The 16,912-nt window shown below is 67.3% G+C and carries 19 protein-coding genes; 14 read left to right on the top strand and 5 right to left on the bottom strand.

Annotation, left to right across the window (positions count from 1 at the left end):
• The first annotated feature begins 88 nt into the window (after positions 1 to 88).
• Genes RMR04_RS23910 through RMR04_RS23900 form a run of 3 tightly spaced genes read left to right on the top strand, consistent with a single transcriptional unit; the run spans position 89 to position 3,070 of the window.
• Positions 89 to 1,027 carry an ABC transporter permease gene (locus tag RMR04_RS23910; RefSeq protein ID WP_311910979.1) on the top strand — a complete coding sequence of 313 codons (939 nt, stop codon included), beginning with the start codon at positions 89 to 91 and terminating at the stop codon, positions 1,025 to 1,027.
• A gap of 37 nt (positions 1,028 to 1,064) precedes the next feature.
• Positions 1,065 to 2,066, top strand: coding sequence for an ABC transporter ATP-binding protein (locus RMR04_RS23905; protein WP_311910978.1), 1,002 nt, complete (start codon positions 1,065 to 1,067; stop codon positions 2,064 to 2,066).
• The gene (locus RMR04_RS23900; protein WP_311910977.1) at positions 2,063 to 3,070 is read left to right on the top strand and encodes an ABC transporter ATP-binding protein; all 1,008 of its coding nucleotides are present in this window, start codon (positions 2,063 to 2,065) and stop codon (positions 3,068 to 3,070) included. Before RMR04_RS23905 ends, RMR04_RS23900 begins: the two co-directional genes overlap by 4 nt.
• Positions 3,071 to 3,113: 43 nt before the next feature.
• Here the strand turns inward: RMR04_RS23900 and RMR04_RS23895 are convergent, their stop codons facing one another.
• Positions 3,114 to 4,376 (bottom strand): peptide ABC transporter permease, encoded by a 1,263-nt coding sequence (locus RMR04_RS23895; protein WP_311910976.1) that lies wholly within the window; start codon positions 4,374 to 4,376, stop codon positions 3,114 to 3,116.
• Positions 4,377 to 4,599: 223 nt separating this feature from the next.
• On the opposite strand from RMR04_RS23895, the gene RMR04_RS23890 reads away from it, so the two are divergent.
• The 5 genes from RMR04_RS23890 to RMR04_RS23870 all read left to right on the top strand — a co-directional run bounded on the left by RMR04_RS23890 (position 4,600) and on the right by RMR04_RS23870 (position 7,423).
• Entirely contained in the window at positions 4,600 to 5,115 is a 516-nt protein-coding gene (locus tag RMR04_RS23890) for a DUF2478 domain-containing protein (RefSeq protein ID WP_311910975.1), read from the top strand.
• Positions 5,116 to 5,149: 34 nt separating this feature from the next.
• Positions 5,150 to 6,031, top strand: a complete 882-nt coding sequence (locus tag RMR04_RS23885; RefSeq protein WP_311915925.1) for a formate dehydrogenase accessory sulfurtransferase FdhD — start codon at positions 5,150 to 5,152, stop codon at positions 6,029 to 6,031.
• Entirely contained in the window at positions 6,028 to 6,555 is a 528-nt protein-coding gene (locus RMR04_RS23880) for a hypothetical protein (RefSeq protein WP_311910974.1), read from the top strand. Before RMR04_RS23885 ends, RMR04_RS23880 begins: the two co-directional genes overlap by 4 nt.
• A complete protein-coding gene (mobA, locus tag RMR04_RS23875) occupies positions 6,552 to 7,181 on the top strand; it encodes a molybdenum cofactor guanylyltransferase MobA (protein WP_311910973.1) in 630 nt (209 codons plus the stop codon). The genes RMR04_RS23880 and mobA overlap by 4 nt, the downstream gene beginning before the upstream one ends.
• Before the next feature lie 116 nt (positions 7,182 to 7,297).
• On the top strand, positions 7,298 to 7,423 hold the full coding sequence (locus RMR04_RS23870; RefSeq protein ID WP_310152123.1) for a hypothetical protein: 126 nt from the start codon (positions 7,298 to 7,300) through the stop codon (positions 7,421 to 7,423).
• 98 nt (positions 7,424 to 7,521) lie between these two features.
• Here RMR04_RS23870 and RMR04_RS23865 read toward each other — a convergent pair whose 3' ends face one another.
• The 3 genes from RMR04_RS23865 to RMR04_RS23855 all read right to left on the bottom strand — a co-directional run bounded on the left by RMR04_RS23865 (position 7,522) and on the right by RMR04_RS23855 (position 9,419).
• Positions 7,522 to 7,920 (bottom strand): SRPBCC family protein, encoded by a 399-nt coding sequence (locus tag RMR04_RS23865; protein WP_311910972.1) that lies wholly within the window; start codon positions 7,918 to 7,920, stop codon positions 7,522 to 7,524.
• A gap of 84 nt (positions 7,921 to 8,004) precedes the next feature.
• Positions 8,005 to 9,129: an Mrp/NBP35 family ATP-binding protein gene (locus RMR04_RS23860; RefSeq protein WP_311910971.1), complete on the bottom strand. Its 1,125-nt coding sequence runs from the start codon at positions 9,127 to 9,129 to the stop codon at positions 8,005 to 8,007.
• A gap of 26 nt (positions 9,130 to 9,155) precedes the next feature.
• Positions 9,156 to 9,419, bottom strand: coding sequence for a sulfurtransferase TusA family protein (locus tag RMR04_RS23855; RefSeq protein ID WP_311910970.1), 264 nt, complete (start codon positions 9,417 to 9,419; stop codon positions 9,156 to 9,158).
• 195 nt (positions 9,420 to 9,614) lie between these two features.
• On the opposite strand from RMR04_RS23855, the gene RMR04_RS23850 reads away from it, so the two are divergent.
• A complete protein-coding gene (locus tag RMR04_RS23850) occupies positions 9,615 to 10,853 on the top strand; it encodes a c-type cytochrome (RefSeq protein ID WP_311910969.1) in 1,239 nt (412 codons plus the stop codon).
• 144 nt (positions 10,854 to 10,997) lie between these two features.
• Here RMR04_RS23850 and RMR04_RS23845 read toward each other — a convergent pair whose 3' ends face one another.
• Entirely contained in the window at positions 10,998 to 13,037 is a 2,040-nt protein-coding gene (locus tag RMR04_RS23845) for a 4Fe-4S binding protein (protein WP_311910968.1), read from the bottom strand.
• Positions 13,038 to 13,190: 153 nt separating this feature from the next.
• Here RMR04_RS23845 and RMR04_RS23840 point away from each other — a divergent pair, with 153 nt between their 5' ends.
• The 5 genes from RMR04_RS23840 to RMR04_RS23820 are packed head-to-tail and all read left to right on the top strand — an operon-like array spanning position 13,191 to position 16,821.
• On the top strand, positions 13,191 to 13,934 hold the full coding sequence (locus RMR04_RS23840) for a biotin/lipoate--protein ligase family protein (RefSeq protein ID WP_311910967.1): 744 nt from the start codon (positions 13,191 to 13,193) through the stop codon (positions 13,932 to 13,934).
• Entirely contained in the window at positions 13,931 to 14,536 is a 606-nt protein-coding gene (locus RMR04_RS23835) for a DUF6505 family protein (protein WP_311910966.1), read from the top strand. Before RMR04_RS23840 ends, RMR04_RS23835 begins: the two co-directional genes overlap by 4 nt.
• On the top strand, positions 14,533 to 15,543 hold the full coding sequence (locus tag RMR04_RS23830; protein WP_311910965.1) for a DUF6352 family protein: 1,011 nt from the start codon (positions 14,533 to 14,535) through the stop codon (positions 15,541 to 15,543). The genes RMR04_RS23835 and RMR04_RS23830 overlap by 4 nt, the downstream gene beginning before the upstream one ends.
• Before the next feature lie 10 nt (positions 15,544 to 15,553).
• Complete coding sequence (locus RMR04_RS23825; protein WP_311910964.1) at positions 15,554 to 16,072, top strand: DUF3305 domain-containing protein; 519 nt, start codon at positions 15,554 to 15,556, stop codon at positions 16,070 to 16,072.
• Positions 16,069 to 16,821, top strand: coding sequence for a DUF3306 domain-containing protein (locus RMR04_RS23820; RefSeq protein ID WP_311910963.1), 753 nt, complete (start codon positions 16,069 to 16,071; stop codon positions 16,819 to 16,821). Before RMR04_RS23825 ends, RMR04_RS23820 begins: the two co-directional genes overlap by 4 nt.
• Positions 16,822 to 16,912 lie beyond the last annotated feature (91 nt).

The following is a 16,912-nucleotide window of genomic DNA, read 5'->3' as shown; positions in this document are numbered from 1 at the left end:
CCCGCGCCGGTCTGGAAGACGGTGTTCAAGACGTGGATGCTCGCCACAGGGGCGAGCATGACGGTGTGGGCGTTCGCAGGGCGATGCCATGAGCGCGGCCTCGCCCGAAAATGCCCCCTCACGCTGGCGCCGTTTCCGCGACAGCGACATCCTGGCGAGCTTCCTGAAATCGAAGGTGACGATGGTCGCGGGTCTCGTCGTGCTGCTGCTTTTCCTCGGCGCGGCCTTCTCGCCCTGGCTCGCGCCGACCAATCCGTTCGACCCTGCGACCGTCTTCCTGGCGGATTCGATGATCCCGCCCGCCTGGCAGGATGGCGGCGAGGCGCGCTTCATTCTCGGCACCGACGACCAGGGCCGCGATCTCTATTCCGCGATCCTCTACGGCATGCGCGTCTCGCTGGTCGTCGGCGGGCTCGGCTGCCTCCTGGCGGCCTCGATCGGCATCTCGCTGGGGCTGCTCGCGGGCTATCTCGGCGGCCGCACCGACGCGCTCATCATGCGCATCGCCGATGTCCAGCTCACCTTCCCGGCGATCCTGATCGCGCTTCTGATCGACGGCGTCGTGCGCGGCGTCTTCCCGAAGGCCTCGCGCGAGGACACCGCGATCTATGTGCTGGTGATCTCGATCGGGTTGAGTTTCTGGGTGCAATACGCCCGCACCATTCGCGGCTCGACACTGATCGAGCGCAACAAGGACTATGTCATGGCGGCCCGTCTCGTGGGGTTGCCGGCGCCCTTGATCATGCTGCGCCATGTCCTGCCCAACGTCATCGGGCCGGTGCTGGTCATCCTGACGATCAACCTCGCGCTCGCCGTGATCACCGAGGCGACCTTGTCCTTCCTCGGCGTCGGCTTGCCGGCGACGCAGCCCTCGCTCGGCACGCTGATCTCGATCGGCAACAAATATCTGTTCTCGGGGGATTGGTGGATCGTGACCTTTCCCAGCGTGACGCTGGCGGCGCTGGTGCTGGCGGTCAACCTGCTCGGCGACTGGCTGCGCGACGCCCTCAATCCAAGGCTGAGGTGATCATGGCCCCATGCAGCCGCTCGCGTCCGGAGGCCAGATGACCGTCCCCGTGCTGTCTGTCCGTGACCTTACGGTCGAATTCGTCACCCGGCGCGGCACGCTGCGTGCGCTCGACGCCATCTCCTTCGACATCGCGCGCGGCGAGGTGCTTGGCGTCGTCGGCGAATCCGGCGCCGGCAAATCGGTCACCGGCTCGGCCATCATCGGCCTGATCGACCCTCCCGGCCGAATCGCCGGCGGCGAGGTCGTGCTATCGGGCGAGCGCATCGACAATCTGCCGCCCGACGCTATGCGCAAGGTCCGGGGCAAGCGCATCGGCATGATCTTCCAGGATCCGCTGACGAGCCTGAACCCGCTCTACCGCATCAGCACGCAATTGGTCGAGACGATCCGCACACATACCGATCTCAACGCGGCGGATGCGCGCAAACGCGCCATCGCCTTGCTCGACGAGGTCGGCATTCCCGCGCCCGAGCGCCGCATCGACGGCTATCCGCATGAGTTCTCCGGCGGCATGCGCCAGCGCGTGGTGATCGCGCTGGCGCTGTGCGCTGAACCCGAATTCATCATCGCCGACGAGCCGACGACGGCGCTCGACGTCTCCGTGCAGGCGCAGATCATCGCGCTGATCAAGCGGCTCTGTCAGGAGCGCGGCACCTCGGTGATGCTCGTCACCCACGATATGGGCGTCATCGCCGAGACCGCCGACCGGGTCGCGGTGATGTATGCCGGGCGCATCGTCGAGATCGGCCCGGTGCGCGACGTCGTCAAGCAGCCGCTGCACCCCTATGCCAAGGGGCTGATGGGCGCGATACCCTCGCTCGAGGGCGATGCCGAGCGCCTGGTGCAGATCCCGGGTGCGATGCCGCGTCTCCAAGCGATCCCGCCGGGCTGCGCCTTCAATCCGCGCTGCGAGAAGGCGTTCGCGCGCTGCCATGTCGAGCGGCCGGAGCTGGTCCAGCTCGGCGATCGCCAGGTCGCCTGCCATCTCTACGACCAGCCGCAATCCTCGCGGGACGAGGCGGGGATCGCAGCATGAGCCAAGGTCCCGCTGAGCGCCCCTTCGTCCAGGTTCGCGACCTGCGCCGTATCTTCGACGTCTCGAAGCCTTGGCTCAACCGCGTGCTGGAGCGCGCGCCGCGCCAATATCTCAAGGCCGTCGACGGCGTCTCCTTCGACATTCGCCGGGGCGAGACCTTTGCCTTGGTCGGCGAGTCCGGCTCGGGCAAGTCGACCGTCGCGCGCATGGTCGTCGGCCTGCTGCCGCCCTCGGACGGCACGGTCTCGATCGCCGGCATCTCGATGAACGACGTCAATGTGGCGCAGGAGCGCCAGCGCCTGCGCCGGCGCATCCAGATGATCTTCCAGGACCCCTATGCCAGCCTCAATCCGCGCTGGCGCGTCGGGCGGATCATCGCCGAGCCGATCCGTGCCTTCGGCATCGTCCATGGCGAGGCGGATATCACCGGCCGCGTCGGCGAGTTGCTGACGCTGGTCGGCCTGCATCCTGACGATGCCGGGAAATTCCCGCATGAATTCTCCGGCGGCCAGCGCCAGCGCATCGCGATTGCCCGCGCGCTTGCCTCCAATGCCGAATTCATCGTCTGCGACGAGCCGACATCGGCACTCGACGTCTCCGTCCAGGCCCAAATCCTCAACCTGATGCGCGATCTGCAGCAGAGATTCGGGCTGACCTATCTGTTCATCTCGCACAACCTCGCGGTCGTCAGGCACATGGCGACGCGCATCGGCGTGATGTATCTCGGCCGCCTCGTCGAGGTCTCGGAGGGCAAGCAGCTCTTCTCGCATCCGCGCCATCCCTATACGCGCATGCTGCTCGACGCGGTGCCCGACCTTGCCATGGTCGGCAAGGCGCGTGAGGGCGTGAAGGGTGAGATCCCGAATCCGATCAGCCCGCCCTCGGGCTGCACCTTCCACCCGCGCTGCCCCCTGGTCTTCGAGCGCTGCCGCATCGAGAGCCCGCCGGTGATCGACGGGGTGGCCTGCCACGCGGTCAATCAGGGAAGCATTGCTGCGGCTTGAACCTGGATCTTCCGCTGCGCTCGCAATGACGACTGAAGCCGGCTCAGTTCTCGGGGGAGGGCGCCAGGGGCCTGTCGTTCTTGCGCCGGTTCTGCACGTCGGCCGGCAAGGGCGCGACCGGCCGCTCGGTGCGGTATTGTCCGCGCGCGATCGCCGCGAACAGCAAGACCACTGCCGCCAGCGTCATTAGCCACCAGGGCTGCAGCGTGGCAAAGCCGAGCGCGGTCAGTGCGAAGGCGGTCGTATAGGCCGCGACCCCGCCTGCCGCCAGCGCGACGGGCATGTGGCGGGCGGCACGGATGGCGAAATACAGGCATGTGGCCGCTGCCGCAGCTCCGACGATACCGAGCTCGTACCAGGTCTCGAAGAGCAGCGTCGTCGGCGTCGTCATCGGCAGGGCGCCGGTTATGCGGCCGCGCAGAACCGTGTCGAGCCCGTGGCCGGTGATCAACTGGACCGGCTCGCGGCCGACGACATCGGCCCAGACACCGAGCGCCTGCACGAAGTCGCTGGTGCTCTCGGGAAAGCGCGAGACGATCGGGATCAGCAGGAAGGGCAGGATCGGCGCGAGCAGCATGACGCCGCCGATCAGCGCGGCGATGATCGGGACGGCCTTCTCGCGATTGGCGCTGACGGCGCCGAAGGCGACCGCGCCGCAGATCATCGCAACCGCCTCGCCATCCTCAAAGCGCGTCAGCGCGAGCAGGCCGACGACGAGGGCAAGCCCGAGCGCGCTCAAGCCCCGTGCGCGCGACAAAAGCCAGGCCAGCGCCGGCCAGGCCATGATCAGCACGACGCTGATGCCGCGCTCGACGCTGCCGATCTCCGCATCGGAGCGCCGCAGCGCCGCCACGACGATGAGCGCGAGCGCGAAGATGGCAGCCAGACCCGTGCCGAGTGCCGCGAGATTGAGATTGGAGGCGCGCATGCGCTCGGGCAGCGCGGAGGTGCCGCAGAAGCCGAGCGCGACCGCGAGCACGAGATTGCCGGCCTTCTCCGTCGCCGAGGAGGTATAGGGGCTCCAGATCAGCGAGAGCACCGACCAGGCGACGAGGCCGACCAGAATCATGCCGGGCCGGCTCAGCAGGGCGCGCTTGAGCGTGCCGGTGAACCAGCCTGGCTCCTCGATCAGCGAGGAGATCACGAGCAGGACGACGCCGATCGGCACGAGCACGACTGCGGCGCGGCGCGACACCAGCGAGGCGAGCGGCAGCACGAGCGCCAGCGTCGCGAAGCCGATCCGGCGCAGCAGCACGGCGGCATCTGCGGCGGGGTCGCGCGGTCCTTGAGCATTTCGGCGGATCATGACGATAAACCAGCAGCCAGCCTCATCCGGAAAAAGCGCCGGACATCAACCTGTCCGTACCCTAGCCGGCAGCCAGGCATGCGGCTGTAGGTGCGGCGCAACACTATGCCGGCATCTCGGCCGGCATCTCGGCGCGAATCGCGAAAGCCGGCTCCGCTGGCCTGATCGCTCCTGCGACGAAAGCACGCTGGCCTTGGACCGGCCTTTCGTGGGATGAATCGGCATGACCTTGCTTGCGGCCATTCCCTATTCCCAGGGCTTCCCGATCGACGGCTTCATGGCCGGCCTCGCGCGGCGCCTGAAGGATCGCGGCGTCAGGCTCGGCGGCGTCGTGCAGCTCAACATTGATGACTGCGAGAGCGGCTGCGCGGCGATGATGCTGGAGGATCTGGCGAGCGGCCGGCATTTTCCGATCAGCGAGGATCGCGGCGCGGGCTCGGCCGGTTGCAGGCTCGATGCGACCGGGCTCGCGGCTGCCGGCGGCGCGATGGCGTCGGCGCTGGCTGGCGGGGCTGAGCTGGTGATCGTCAACAAATTCGGCCGGCAGGAAATGCTCGGCCAGGGCTTGCGGCAGGAGATCGCCGCCGCCTTGCTTGCCGGCCTGCCGCTGCTCATCGCCGTCCGCCGCGATTTCCTGCCGGCCTGGCGCGATTTCGCCGGCGAGGATTGGGTCGAGCTCGCGCCCGAGGAGGCGGCCGTCGAGGCCTGGGCCGCCGCGCAAGCGCGCATCGCCGCCTGACGAACCCGCCGGAGCAAGCGCCGTGGCGCAGGATATGAGCTTTCTCGACGATTATCTGGTGCGCCCGGACCCGGCCGCGCCGCGCCTGGGCGCGACCGTCTCCGGCATCGACCAGACGGGGGCTGTGGTTGAAACCCGCGTCGTTACCGAGCGGGCGCTGACGCTCTATCTGAACGCCCAGGAGATCGTCACCATGATGACGATCGGCGATCATCCCGACTATCTCGCGCTCGGCTATCTCCTGAACCAGAACATGCTGAAGCGCGGCGATGTCGTCGAGGCGGTCGATTATGACGAGGAGCTCGAAGTCGTGGTGGTCCGCACGCCGGAGCGCACCAATTTCGAGGCGAAGCTGAAGAAGAAGACGCTGACCTCCGGCTGCGCCCAGGGCACCGCTTTCGGCGACCTGATGGAAGCGATCGACGAGATCAAGCTGCCGAAGGCGGAATTGCGCACGAGCTGGCTCTACGCGCTGACCGCTAAGATCAACACCACGCCCTCGCTCTATCTCGAGGCCGGCGCGATCCATGGCTGCGTGCTCTGCGAGGGCGACAAGCCCTTGGTCTATATGGAAGATGTTGGCCGCCATAACGCCGTCGACAAGGTCGCCGGCTGGATGTTCCGCCACGATGTCGATCCCGGCAGGATGATCTTCTACACCACGGGCCGGCTGACCTCGGAGATGGTGATCAAGACCGTGCGCATGGGCATCCCCGTGCTGGTCTCGCGCTCTGGCTTCACCGAATGGGGCGTCGAGCTCGCGCGCAAGGCGGGGCTGACCCTGATCGGCCGGGCGCGCGGCAAGCGCTTCGTCGCGCTGGCCGGCGAGGGCAACATCGTCTTCGATCAGGATCCCGAGAGCGTCGAGGAGGAGGGCGGCAAGAGCCGGCGCAAGGGGGCGGGGAGCGAAGAATGAGCGACGTGCCTCCGGGAGCGGGCGTTTCGCGGCCCGACCATATTCTCGATCCAAATGAAATTTTGATTTGGTGGGACAGTCCCAATCCGCGGTATTTCGCTCAGCATCCCGATGCCAGCGGTATTGCCATCTCTTTGTTCGCAGTCGTTTTTATGATCGTGTGGGTGGTTCTCGCCTTGAATCAAGGCGGATATCTTTGGCTGGTCGGGCTGGTAGGCCTAGGCTTTAGCCTCTGGGCTTTCAGCCAGCCGTTTCGCTTATATTTCGAGGCGCCGTCGGTCCGCTACCTCGTAACAGACAAGCGCGCGGTAATCGCGACGAAATCGGCAACAAAGAGCATTGCAATCCGGAATATCGGATCGATCGACTTGCGCAGCGAGCCGGGCGGGCTGGGAGACGTTCTGTTCTTTGACAGGCAGATAAATTGGGGAGATAGCAGCAAGACGGTGCGCGATGGCTTTGTCGGCATCGCCAATGCTGACGCGGTCGCGCGCGAGATGCGGCGTTTGCAAGGCCTGACATGAGCCAATCCACTCTCGGCCTCCTTCTTGCCGGCGGCCTTGCGCGCCGCATGGGTGGCGGCGACAAGCCGCTGCGGACGATCGCGGGCAGGACCATCCTCGCTCATGTCGTCGAGCGGCTCGGCCCGCAATCTGAGAGCCTGCTGATCAACGCCAATGGCGATCCCGCGCGCTTTTCCGATTATGGCCTGCCTGTCGTCGCCGACAGCGTGCCGGATTTCGCCGGCCCGCTTGCCGGCATCCTCGCCGGGCTCGACTGGATGGCACAGCACCGGCCTGGATCGAGCTGGATGGTCAGTGTTGCCGCCGACACGCCCTTCATCCCGCGCGATCTCGTCGCCCGTCTGCACCTAGCCCGCGCGGAGCTGAATGTTCCGCTCGCCTGTGCGGCATCGGGCGGCTGGACGCATCCCGTCATCGGGCTCTGGCCACTGGCACTGCGCGAGGAGCTGCGCCATGCGCTGACCGTCGAGGACGAGCGCAAGATCGACCGCTGGACGGCGCGCCATGGCTGCGCCAGCGCGGAGTGGCCGGTCGATCCCGTCGATCCGTTCTTCAACGCCAACCGGCCGGAGGATCTGACCGAGGCCGAGCGGCTTTTCGCGAGCCTTTCGCCAAATGGCGGTTGAGGCTTCATCGCTCACGCTCCTCGCAATGACGGCTGCCGTCGGCTTGATACGTGTGCCGTGCCTCGCTATCTCTTGTGATAAGAGCGGCTTATCGCTGCCGAGCCCTGGGGAAGATCGTGAAATCATTCGTCGCCGCCGTCATCTTCGCAGTGGTCGCCGCCTTCGGGGCGAGCCTCGTGCTGAACGACTTCTTCCAGAAGCCGGTGGAAACAGCCTATTCGACCGGCAGCGTCAGGCTCTAGAGTATTCCCGCGTTTCTCCGAATCGCGGGAATACTCTAGCTCCTTGTTTTAACGCGTTTTCTTCACGCGAACCGGTGTCCACTTCGCTCGAAAACGCTCTAACCCTCCAGCAGCGCTTTCAAAGCCGCCAGGTCGCGCGCCACCATGCCGGCGTCGCGCGCCATTTCGTCGTCGGACATGTCGCGCTGGAACAGCGTGAACACGACCTCGCTGCCCTCGCCATTGGCCATGACGCGCATCGGATTATGCATGGCCTTGCCATTGTCGGGAATGACGGCGTGATCGAGCACGCCATAGCGGTTGGGCTCGCTGAACAGGATCCGCATCCGGCCCATCGGCGTTTCGGCGACCCAGGTCATGCCCTCGACATGGTTGAAACTATGCCCGAGCCCCTCGGCCCATTTCGGAAAGTTCAGCGGTTCGGCCAGGAAGGCATAGACCTCGTCCGCCGGACGATCGATGCCGATCCCAATATGGCGTGCATGGCTCACGGACATGGGCCGCTCCTTCGGTTCATAGAGAACAAAAGAAGAACATGCGAATGGTCATGTCAAGAGGCGCGACGAATCCGGACCGTGCACTTACTCGATGATGATGCGGGGCGCCGTCCTGACCGTGCCGCTAAGCCCCGCCTGCACTTGCCGCGCGATGGCGAGATAGGCCTTGGCATGGGCGCTGTCGGGGTCGCTGGCGACGATCGGGCGGCCACCATCGGAGGTCTCGCGGATCGACATGGCCAGCGGCACCTCGCCGAGGAAGGGCACGCCGAGGCGTTCCGCTTCGTGCCGCGCCCCGCCATGGGCGAAGATGTCGGAGCGGTGGCCGCATTCCGGGCAGATGAAATAGCTCATATTCTCGACCACGCCGAGGATCGGCACTTCGACCTTGCGGAACATTGCGACGCCGCGGCGCGCATCGAGCAGCGCCAGATCCTGCGGAGTCGAGACGATGACGGCGCCCGCCAGCGGCGTCTGCTGCGCCATGGTGAGCTGGGCGTCGCCGGTGCCCGGCGGCATGTCGACCACGAGCACGTCGAGCTCGCCCCAGGCAACCTCGCGCAGCATCTGGGTGATGGCCGAGATCACCATCGGCCCGCGCCAGATCATTGGCGTCTCCTCGTCGATCAGGAAGCCGATCGACATGATCTTGAGACCATAGGCCTCCATCGGCGCGAGCGTCCGGCCCGAAATCAGCTTCGGCTTGCCGGTGATGCCGAAGATTTTCGGTACGGAGGGGCCGTAGATGTCGGCGTCGAGCACGCCGACTTTGAGGCCCAGCACGCTGAGCGCCACGGCGAGATTGGCGGTGGTGGTGGATTTGCCGACGCCGCCCTTGCCGCTGGCGACCGCGATGATCTGCTTCACGCCGGGAACGCCGGCGGCCTTGGGAGGCGGGCCGCCCGGGCCGGGTGCGGGGCGATGCGCTTGGCTGCGCGCCTGGGCCGCGGCCGAGGAGGGCGCCTTGTCGGCGGTGAGGCCGACCAGCACCTGCGTCACGCCCGGCAGGCCGGAGACGGCGCTTTCCGCCTGTTTGCGCACCGGCTCCATCGCATCGGCCTCGGTCGCGTCGATGCCGATGGCGAAGATCACCTTGCCGCCGTCGATCAGGATGTTGTTGACGCGGCCGGACGCCGCGAGTGATTGCCCGCTCGCCGGCAGCTTCACCAGTTCGAGCGCGCGCAGGATGTCGGCTTGGGTCAGGGCCAATTCGGCAACTCCAATCGGGGGCGGCGTCAGGCCGCCGCCTTGCGAATATGAAAGACGAGGAGGTCACCCTCGCTCGCGCTGCGTTCGATCGCGTCGCCGGTCTCGCGCATCAGATTGGGAATGTCGATCGCCGCCATCGGGTCGGTGCATTCGACCACGAAGAGCGCGCCGGCTTCAGCGCCCTTCAGCGCCTTGCGCACCCTGAGCGCGGGCAGGGGGCACTTCAGGCCGCGCAGATTGAGCGGGATCGGGGTCATGGGCCGCATCGGTTCGAGTCTGGTGTGCTTCATATGATGGCTTTCCGCGCCGGGGCAACCGCGCGCTTGATCCTTCTCCCCTCGGGGGAGAAGGTGTCTGCGCAGCAGACGGATGAGGGAAGGATGGCGCAGCGTCTGGACTTCCCTCATCCGTCAGCGCTTCGCGCTGCCACCTTCTCCCCCGAGGGGAGAAGGATTCGCGCGCTCCTCCTCACTTCATTCCTGGCAATGCTTGCCGCGCCCGCCCCCGCCCAGGAGCTGCGTGGCCATGGCGGGCCGGTGCGCGCGATCGCGATCTCGACTGACGGGCAGTTCGCGCTGACGGGCTCCTTCGACCAGTCGGCGATCCTCTGGCGATTGAGCACGGGCAGCGCCGAAAAGGTGCTGCGCTTCCACCAGGGTGCGGTCAATGCGGCTGCGACCGTGAATGGCCTCGGCTTCGCCACGGGCGGGGAGGATGGCCGCATCGCGCTCTGGCAAGGCGAGGCGAACGCGCCGACATGGGTGATCGAAGGGCATAAGGGGCCGGTCTCGGCGCTCGCGGTCTCGCCCGATGGCGGGAGCATCGCCTCCGCCTCCTGGGACGAGACGCTGCGCGTGGTCTCGCTCGCCGATGGTTCCGTACGCGTGCTGGAGGGGCATAAGGGGCCGGTGAACGGCGTCGCCTTCGCGCCAGGCGGAGCCATCGTCAGCTCCGGCTACGATGCGACCTTGCGGATCTGGCCGGCGGGCGGCGGGCCGGCCAGGATCGTCACGCTGCCGGCGCCGCTCAACGGCGTCGTGGTCGCGCCCGATGGCGAGATCGCGGTCGCCGCCGCCGATGGCAGGCTCAGGCTGTTCGGCCCCGAGGGAGAGGCGCGCGCCGAGATCGAGATCGGTCAGACGCCGTTGATCGCGCTGGCGCTCTCAGCCGATGGCACGACGATCGCGGCGGGCGGCCTGCGCGGGCAGGTCGTGCTGATCGACCGCAAGACGCGCAGGGTCCGGGCGACGCTGCTCGGGCCAGGCTTGCCCGTTTGGTCGCTGGCCTTCCTGCCTGGTGGCAAGGAATTGCTCTCGGGTGGCGCGGACCGGCTGGTCCGGCGCTGGAACGCGGTCACCGGCGAACATATCGGCACAGTCGTTCCGCGCGCCGGCGAGGACGTGCTGGCGGCCTTCCAGGGCGAGCGCGGCGCGCAGGTCTTTCGCGCCTGCGCCGCCTGCCACAGCCTCACCCCGGCGGATGGCAACCGGGCGGGGCCGACGCTGCATGGCCTCTTCGGACGCAAGATCGCGACCGCGCCCGGCTACGCCTATTCCGACGCCTTCAAGACGCTGGAGATCGTCTGGAGCAAGGAGACGGTGGCGAAACTCTTCGAGCTCGGGCCGAATGCCTACACGCCGGGAACCAAGATGCCGGAGCAGACGATCGGATCGGCCGAGGACCGGCAGGCTCTGGTGGATTGGCTGGAGAAGGTGACGCGGTGAGCCGTTTGTCATTCCGGGGCATCGCGTAGCGATGAACCCGGAACCCACGACAGGGCGAGCGGCACACAACAGCGGAGGCAGGGCATACCCGGTCGTGGGTTCCGGGTTCGCGGCGTCGCCGCGCCCCGGAATGACAGACCGTTCCTACTGCAACGGATCCTCGCCCCGCTCGGCGCGTTCGCGCAGATAATCATCCGTGGTGCGCACGGGCGGGCGCTGCGGCGAGAGATGTGGGTCGAAGCTCTCATTGACCACGACCTCGACGCGGCAATCCTCGCACATCCTGATCACCGAGATGCGCTTGGCGGCGTCGCCCGAGAACATCCAGTGCTTGTTCTCCAGCTTGGCCGCGATCTTCTCGATCGTGCTCCTGACGCCGAAGGGTTTGGCGCAGTTGATGCAGTGGAAGGGCTCTTCCTGCTTCAGCACGCGCTTGCCGCCGGCCCAGGCGTCGAAATCGATGCGCGGCTCCAGAGTGATCACCTTTTCCGGGCAGGTCGCGGCGCAGAGGCCGCATTGCACGCAAAGGTCTTCCTGGAAGGCGAGCGTCGGGCGATCGGGATTGTCCGAGAGCGCTTGCACCGGGCAGGCGGAGACGCAAGCCAGGCAGAGCGTGCAGCCCTCGCTGTCGACATGGATCGTCCCAAAAGGGGCGAGCGGCGGCATCGCCACAGCCGCGACGGGCGTCGGAGCGGCGGCATGCAGTTCCCCGACCGTCTGGCGCAGCAGCGGCCGGCCATCGCCCATCGGGCGGAAGCGGGCCGGCGTCGCGCTGATGGCGCCGGGTGCGATCCGCGCCAGCGCCTGCGCCAATTGCTCGGGGTCGTCGGTCTCGATCAGCCCGGCGCGGCTCTCGCCATAGCCGAGCGCGCCTGCGAGCGCGTTGGCGTAATCGAGATTGCGGGTCAGGCCGGAGAGGTCGTGCTTCGGTTTGGCGCGGCCGAGCACGCGGATGGCGGACGCTCCGAAAGCCAGCGCCGCCGCATGGGTCTCAAGCCCGATCTGTGTGATCTCGTTGACGCGCAGCGGCAGCACGCGCGCCGGCAGGCCATCACCAAAGCGGGCGAGCGCGTCGATCAGCGCCTCGCCATGCTCGCCATCATGCAGCAGCAGCACGGCCTCGCGGCCGCCGGCCTCAGTATAGGTGGTCAGCAAGGTGCGCAGGCGGCGCAGCAGCGCGTCGGTCGGCGGCAGGGCGTAGGTCACGGCGCCGGTTGGGCAGACGGCGGCGCAGGCGCCGCAGCCGGCGCAGATCTCGGCCGAGATCGCGACATGGTCGCCCGCTGGCGTGATCGCACCGGTCGGGCAGAGCTCGAGGCAGCGCGTGCAGCCGGTCTTGGACGAGCGCGAATGGGCGCAAAGATCCTGGTTCAGCCGGACGTAAGCCGGCTTGTCGAACTCGCCGACGAGGTGGCTGGCCTGTCCGATCAGGCGCTCGATCGCTGCCTTGTCGCGTGGGTCGGCGCGCAGATAGCCGGCGCGCAAATCGCCGGCCGGGAAGAGCGGCGCACCGCCGGAGACGTCAATGACGATGTCGCATTGCGAGTTCGCGCCATTGCGCGCTTCGCCGAAGACGAGCTTGCTTCGCGAGGACGGGGAGGGCGCGGCGTAATCATTGACCGTCAGATCGAAGGCGCCAAGCCAGCCGGTCGCGGCGACGATCGTGCCCTTCAGCACCGGGATGTCGGAGAGGCGCGGCGGCGTGATCTCGCCGGGCCGCGAGAGCAGGATGGTGACGTCGAGATGCTCTGCCAGGCTCTGCCCGACCGAGAGCGCGACCTCGTCATGGCCATAGATCAGCGCCACGCCCTTGCTTTCCAAGGTGGTGAAGCTCGCCGGCGGCATCGGCTCGGCTGCGGCCGCCAGCAGAGCTGCCATCTTGGGGCCGGCCGACTTCGCCTCGCGCGCCCAGCCGCCGGTCTCACGGATATTGGCGAAGACGAGATCGCCGGAGTAGTCGAGATCCGCGGCGATTTCTTCAAAAAGCGGGGCCTCCTGCGTGCAGCCGACGGTAATGGCGTCGCGCTCGCCGAGCAGCTTGGTGAAGATCTCCGTCTGCGTGCGGCAGAGATGCCGCGCCGTCCTGATCTCGCTGCCCTTGCAGCCACGCGCCAGCGCCTCGCCATCGAGCGGCATCGTGTCTTCGCAGGAGCAGACCATCAGCGTGCGTGCGGTGCCGGTCATTACGTTCACTTCCTTGGCGTTCACGTCCTTGGCCGATCTGCCGGGAGCGTCTTTTCGTCTCTCTTGCGACAATCGAGGCTTATATGGAATTGGAAAGGTTCAAAAGAAACCGGCGATGAGCAATTCGTCGCGCCACCGGGGAGCAAGAGGTCGATGCCGGTGAATATCCCGCGCCCTGACGATCTCAGGCGGGAGCCTGTCCTGCCGCCGGGTTTCTCGCTCGTGACCCTGCGCGAAGCCGGCGACGCCTTCGCCCATGCCCAGGCGATCGCCGCCGAGGCAGGGGCTGCGACGCTGGTCTGGGTGCGCCGCTTCGATATCGTCGAATTCGCCGTGGTGCTGGAGCCCGACGCCGTGCTCGGCGAGGCACGGCTCGCCCACTACCTCGCGATGAATGCGCTTGCCGACGCGCTTGCCGTGCATTGCCCGCCGGAGCGGCCGGTCCTGTTCCGCTGGCCTGATGCGCTGATCTACGACCATGGCCTGATCGGCGGCGGCCGGCTCGCCTGGCCGCGAGGCTGCGGCGAGGGCGATGTACCCGATTGGCTCGTCTTCGGCGCGATGCTGCGCGCCACCACCATGGCGCCCTTCGCGCTGGGGCAGACCGGCGTCGGCATGACGGAGGAAGGTTTCGAGGAGGTCGATGCGGTCGATCTGATCGAATCCTTCGCGCGTCATCTCATGCTCGGTGTCACGCATTGGCAAAGCGATGGGCCCAAGGCCGTGGCCCGCCGCTGGCTCGACCGGCTCGATAAGGTCGTCGGCACCCGCCACGGCATCGAGGCGAATGGCGATCTCATCGCGACCTCGCAGAGCGGCGCCGAGCGCCGGAGCCTGGTCGAGGCGCTGGACCGGGCCGACTGGCTCGACCGTGACAGCGGCGGGCCCAAGCTGTGAGTGCACTCAAACTGCCACGCGCCATCAGGCTCGACCCGTCGGATACATTCGTCTTCCGCCGCGCCGCCGAGCCCGGCGAGTGGCTGGTGACCGGCTCCTTCCTGTTCGACCCCGCCGAGATCGCGGCGCTCGACGCCAAGGGGCGCACCGCTTTCCGCTCCGGCTTCCTCGGCGTTGCGAGCTTCGGCTGGAGCACGCTGGCCGTCGTGACCGAGGCGACGGAGGAGGAGCGCGAGGCCGCGACCGCGCAGCTTGCCGGCCATCTCGTCGCAAAACTCGGTGCGCCCGATCTTGCCACGGCGCGCATGGCTGCGGCCGAGGAGATCGCCTTTGCCGCCTCGCTCTGCGACCATCCGGCGCAAACGCTGATCGCCTTGCACCGGACACTGGAGGATGGCGAAATCCGCGAGCGTTTCCGCACGCTCACCCCGCGCGCCGAGCAGGACGGCACGGGTTTGCGCGCCTTCGCGTTCCGGGCCTTCGAATTTATGGAGGTCGAGGACGAGGACGGGCCGCGGGATGAGGTCGATCTGCTGGCGCTGGGCAAGAAGCCGGTATTGGGCAAGAAGCCGGTATCGCGAAAGAAGACGGACGCATCATGATGCATTTCTGGGCGACTTCCGGTCATGTCCTGCTGGACCGCACTGCCGGTGGCGGGCTCGTCGTCACCGATGATTTCCTCAAGGCCTATCTGGCGCGGCCCGAAGTGCTGCCGCCCGACGAGGCCTGCGCGGCCGAGCGCGCGCTGCACGCCAAGCTGATGGCGGCGCCCCAGGCCGAGGTGGCGGCGGCCGAGATCGCTGCGATCGCAGATGAGGATGCTCGCGAGAACTGGCGCTTCCTGGTCGGCTGGCGCGACCGGTTGCTTGCCGCGCCGACGCTGGAGGCGGCCTATGCGCGGATCATCCGCGAGGGCGTCGCGGGCGTGCCGCCTTTGTTCCTCGACCAGCTCGTCCATGTCATCCTGCGCGGCGCGCTCGATGAGGTCGACGACCCCTATGTGGTGCGGGCCGCCGAGTGCCTGTTCCGGCCGCAGCGCGTTACCCACCACGAGAACACGATCCTTCTGGCCGATGCCGAGATCATCGAGGGCCATGAGGCCGATCGTCATGCCTCGCCTTTGCTCGCCATGCTGGGCGGCCCGGCCGTGACCTCGCTCGACATCCTCAAAGCCGCCAATGCCGACCGCTATTGGCAGCGCTCGGACGGTTTCGACATGGTGCTCGATCTCGGCGGTTCGCCATCGGGGCGGGCGGCGCTGGCGGCGGCGCTGCGCCATTGGGTGTGCGCCCTGCACGGCTTCGATGTCGCAATCGAGCCGATCGAGAACCTCAGGGATGCCGATTGGCGCTGGTTCGTCGGGCTCGATGCGCAGGCCACGGCGATCGGCAACGCGCTCTGGCAGGGCAGGAGCGTCAGTGAGGAGGAGCTGTCGCGCGTGCTGGCGCTCTACAGGATGACGCTGCCGCCCGATGTGCCGGTGTTGGCGGCGGCGCAGGCCAGGCCCATCTATCTCATCATGGCGATGTCGGCCGACAAGGTCCTGCGCCTGAAGCCGCAGAATCTCGTGGCAGGCCTGCCCCTGCAAGCAAACGCGATGACGAATTGAGGAGCGCGACATGACGCAAGCGCACATCGAGGTCGGGATCGTGGTCGAGCGGCGCGCGATCGATTCGCCCTGGGTCGACCATGCCTGGAGCCCGCTTGCCGTGCTGCCCGAGCCGCCGGCGCTTGCGCCCTGGACCGAGCTTGCCAGCGAGCCTGGCCGGCGCAGCGTCTATCTCGGCCCGGCGACGCTGACGCTGCATTCGGTCGACACGGCGCATTTCCGCGAGAACTTCCAGGCCGGCCGCGCCAAGCTCTGGGTCGCGATCCGGCCGACCGGGATCGAGCCCGAGCTGGATTTCGTCGGCGTCACCGCCGACCCCTTCGAGGGCGAGGTCTATGCCGAGAATGTCGGGGACATCGTCGAGGCCCTGCCGATGCCGGCCCTGATCGCCGAACAGGTGCTCGCCTTCTTCGAGGCGCATCATGTCGAGCGCGAATTCATCAAGCGCAAGCGCAGCGAGCATGATCCGCGCAAGGGCGGCGGCCCGCGTCCGGAGCCGGGCCTGCGCCGGGATGAGGGCGAGAGATGAGCCCGCGCGCAGGCGATCCCGACGACGAAGGCTTCCTGACGCGCTGGTCGCGGCGCAAGCGCGCCGTGGCGGAGCAAGGCGAGACTCTCCCGCCATCGCCTGTGAGCGAAGCGCTGCCGGCGGAGGAAGCCTTACCGGCGAAGGAAGCCTTGCCGAGGGAAATTGAGCCGCAGGCCGCCGCATCCGAGCCGGACATGGTCGAGCCGCCCTCGCTCGATCTGATCGACAAGGATTTCGACGTCGCCCATTGGCTCAAGCAGAACGTGCCCGAAAGCTGGAAGCTCGCGGCGATGCGGCGGGCCTGGGAGAGCGATCCGACGATCCGCGATTTCGAGAATCCGGCCCGCGACTATGCGCTCGACTGGAACACGCCGGGCGGCGCGCCGGGCTACGGCCCGTTGACGGAATCGGACGATGTCGAGGCGATGGTGCGCGGCATCTTCGGCGATGCCCCGGAGCCCGATCCGGCTCTTTTTGGACTGGATGAGGGCGCGGGAGACTGCATGTCGCATAAACTTTCGTCGCATGACGGAAGTCGTAATCATGACGCCGCGCTGCAAGATGAGCGGCCTGCGCCGGCTGCGGTCGGGCATGTCAGGGTGAGCGAGGCAGGCACGAACCCGGCGGAAGAGGCCGAAACAGGCCGGGTCGCGCCGGATCGGGTCTACGCTGCGGCGCAAAATAATCCCGAGCCGGAGCAGCGGAAGACTCCCCATCGCAAGCGTGGCGGGGGAGCCATTCCAATCTAAGTCCAGATTAGAATTCTTGTATTCTAGGGTGATAAGCCTTCATTATCACCACGCTTAAAGATTCAGCGGCGAAGTAACGCCGCGAGATGAT

This window comes from Bosea sp. 685, assembly GCF_031884435.1.
Taxonomy (GTDB): Bacteria; Pseudomonadota; Alphaproteobacteria; order Rhizobiales; family Beijerinckiaceae; genus Allobosea.
The sequence above is the reverse complement of the archived record's forward strand: the minus strand, read 5'-3'. Positions and strand labels throughout refer to the sequence as shown.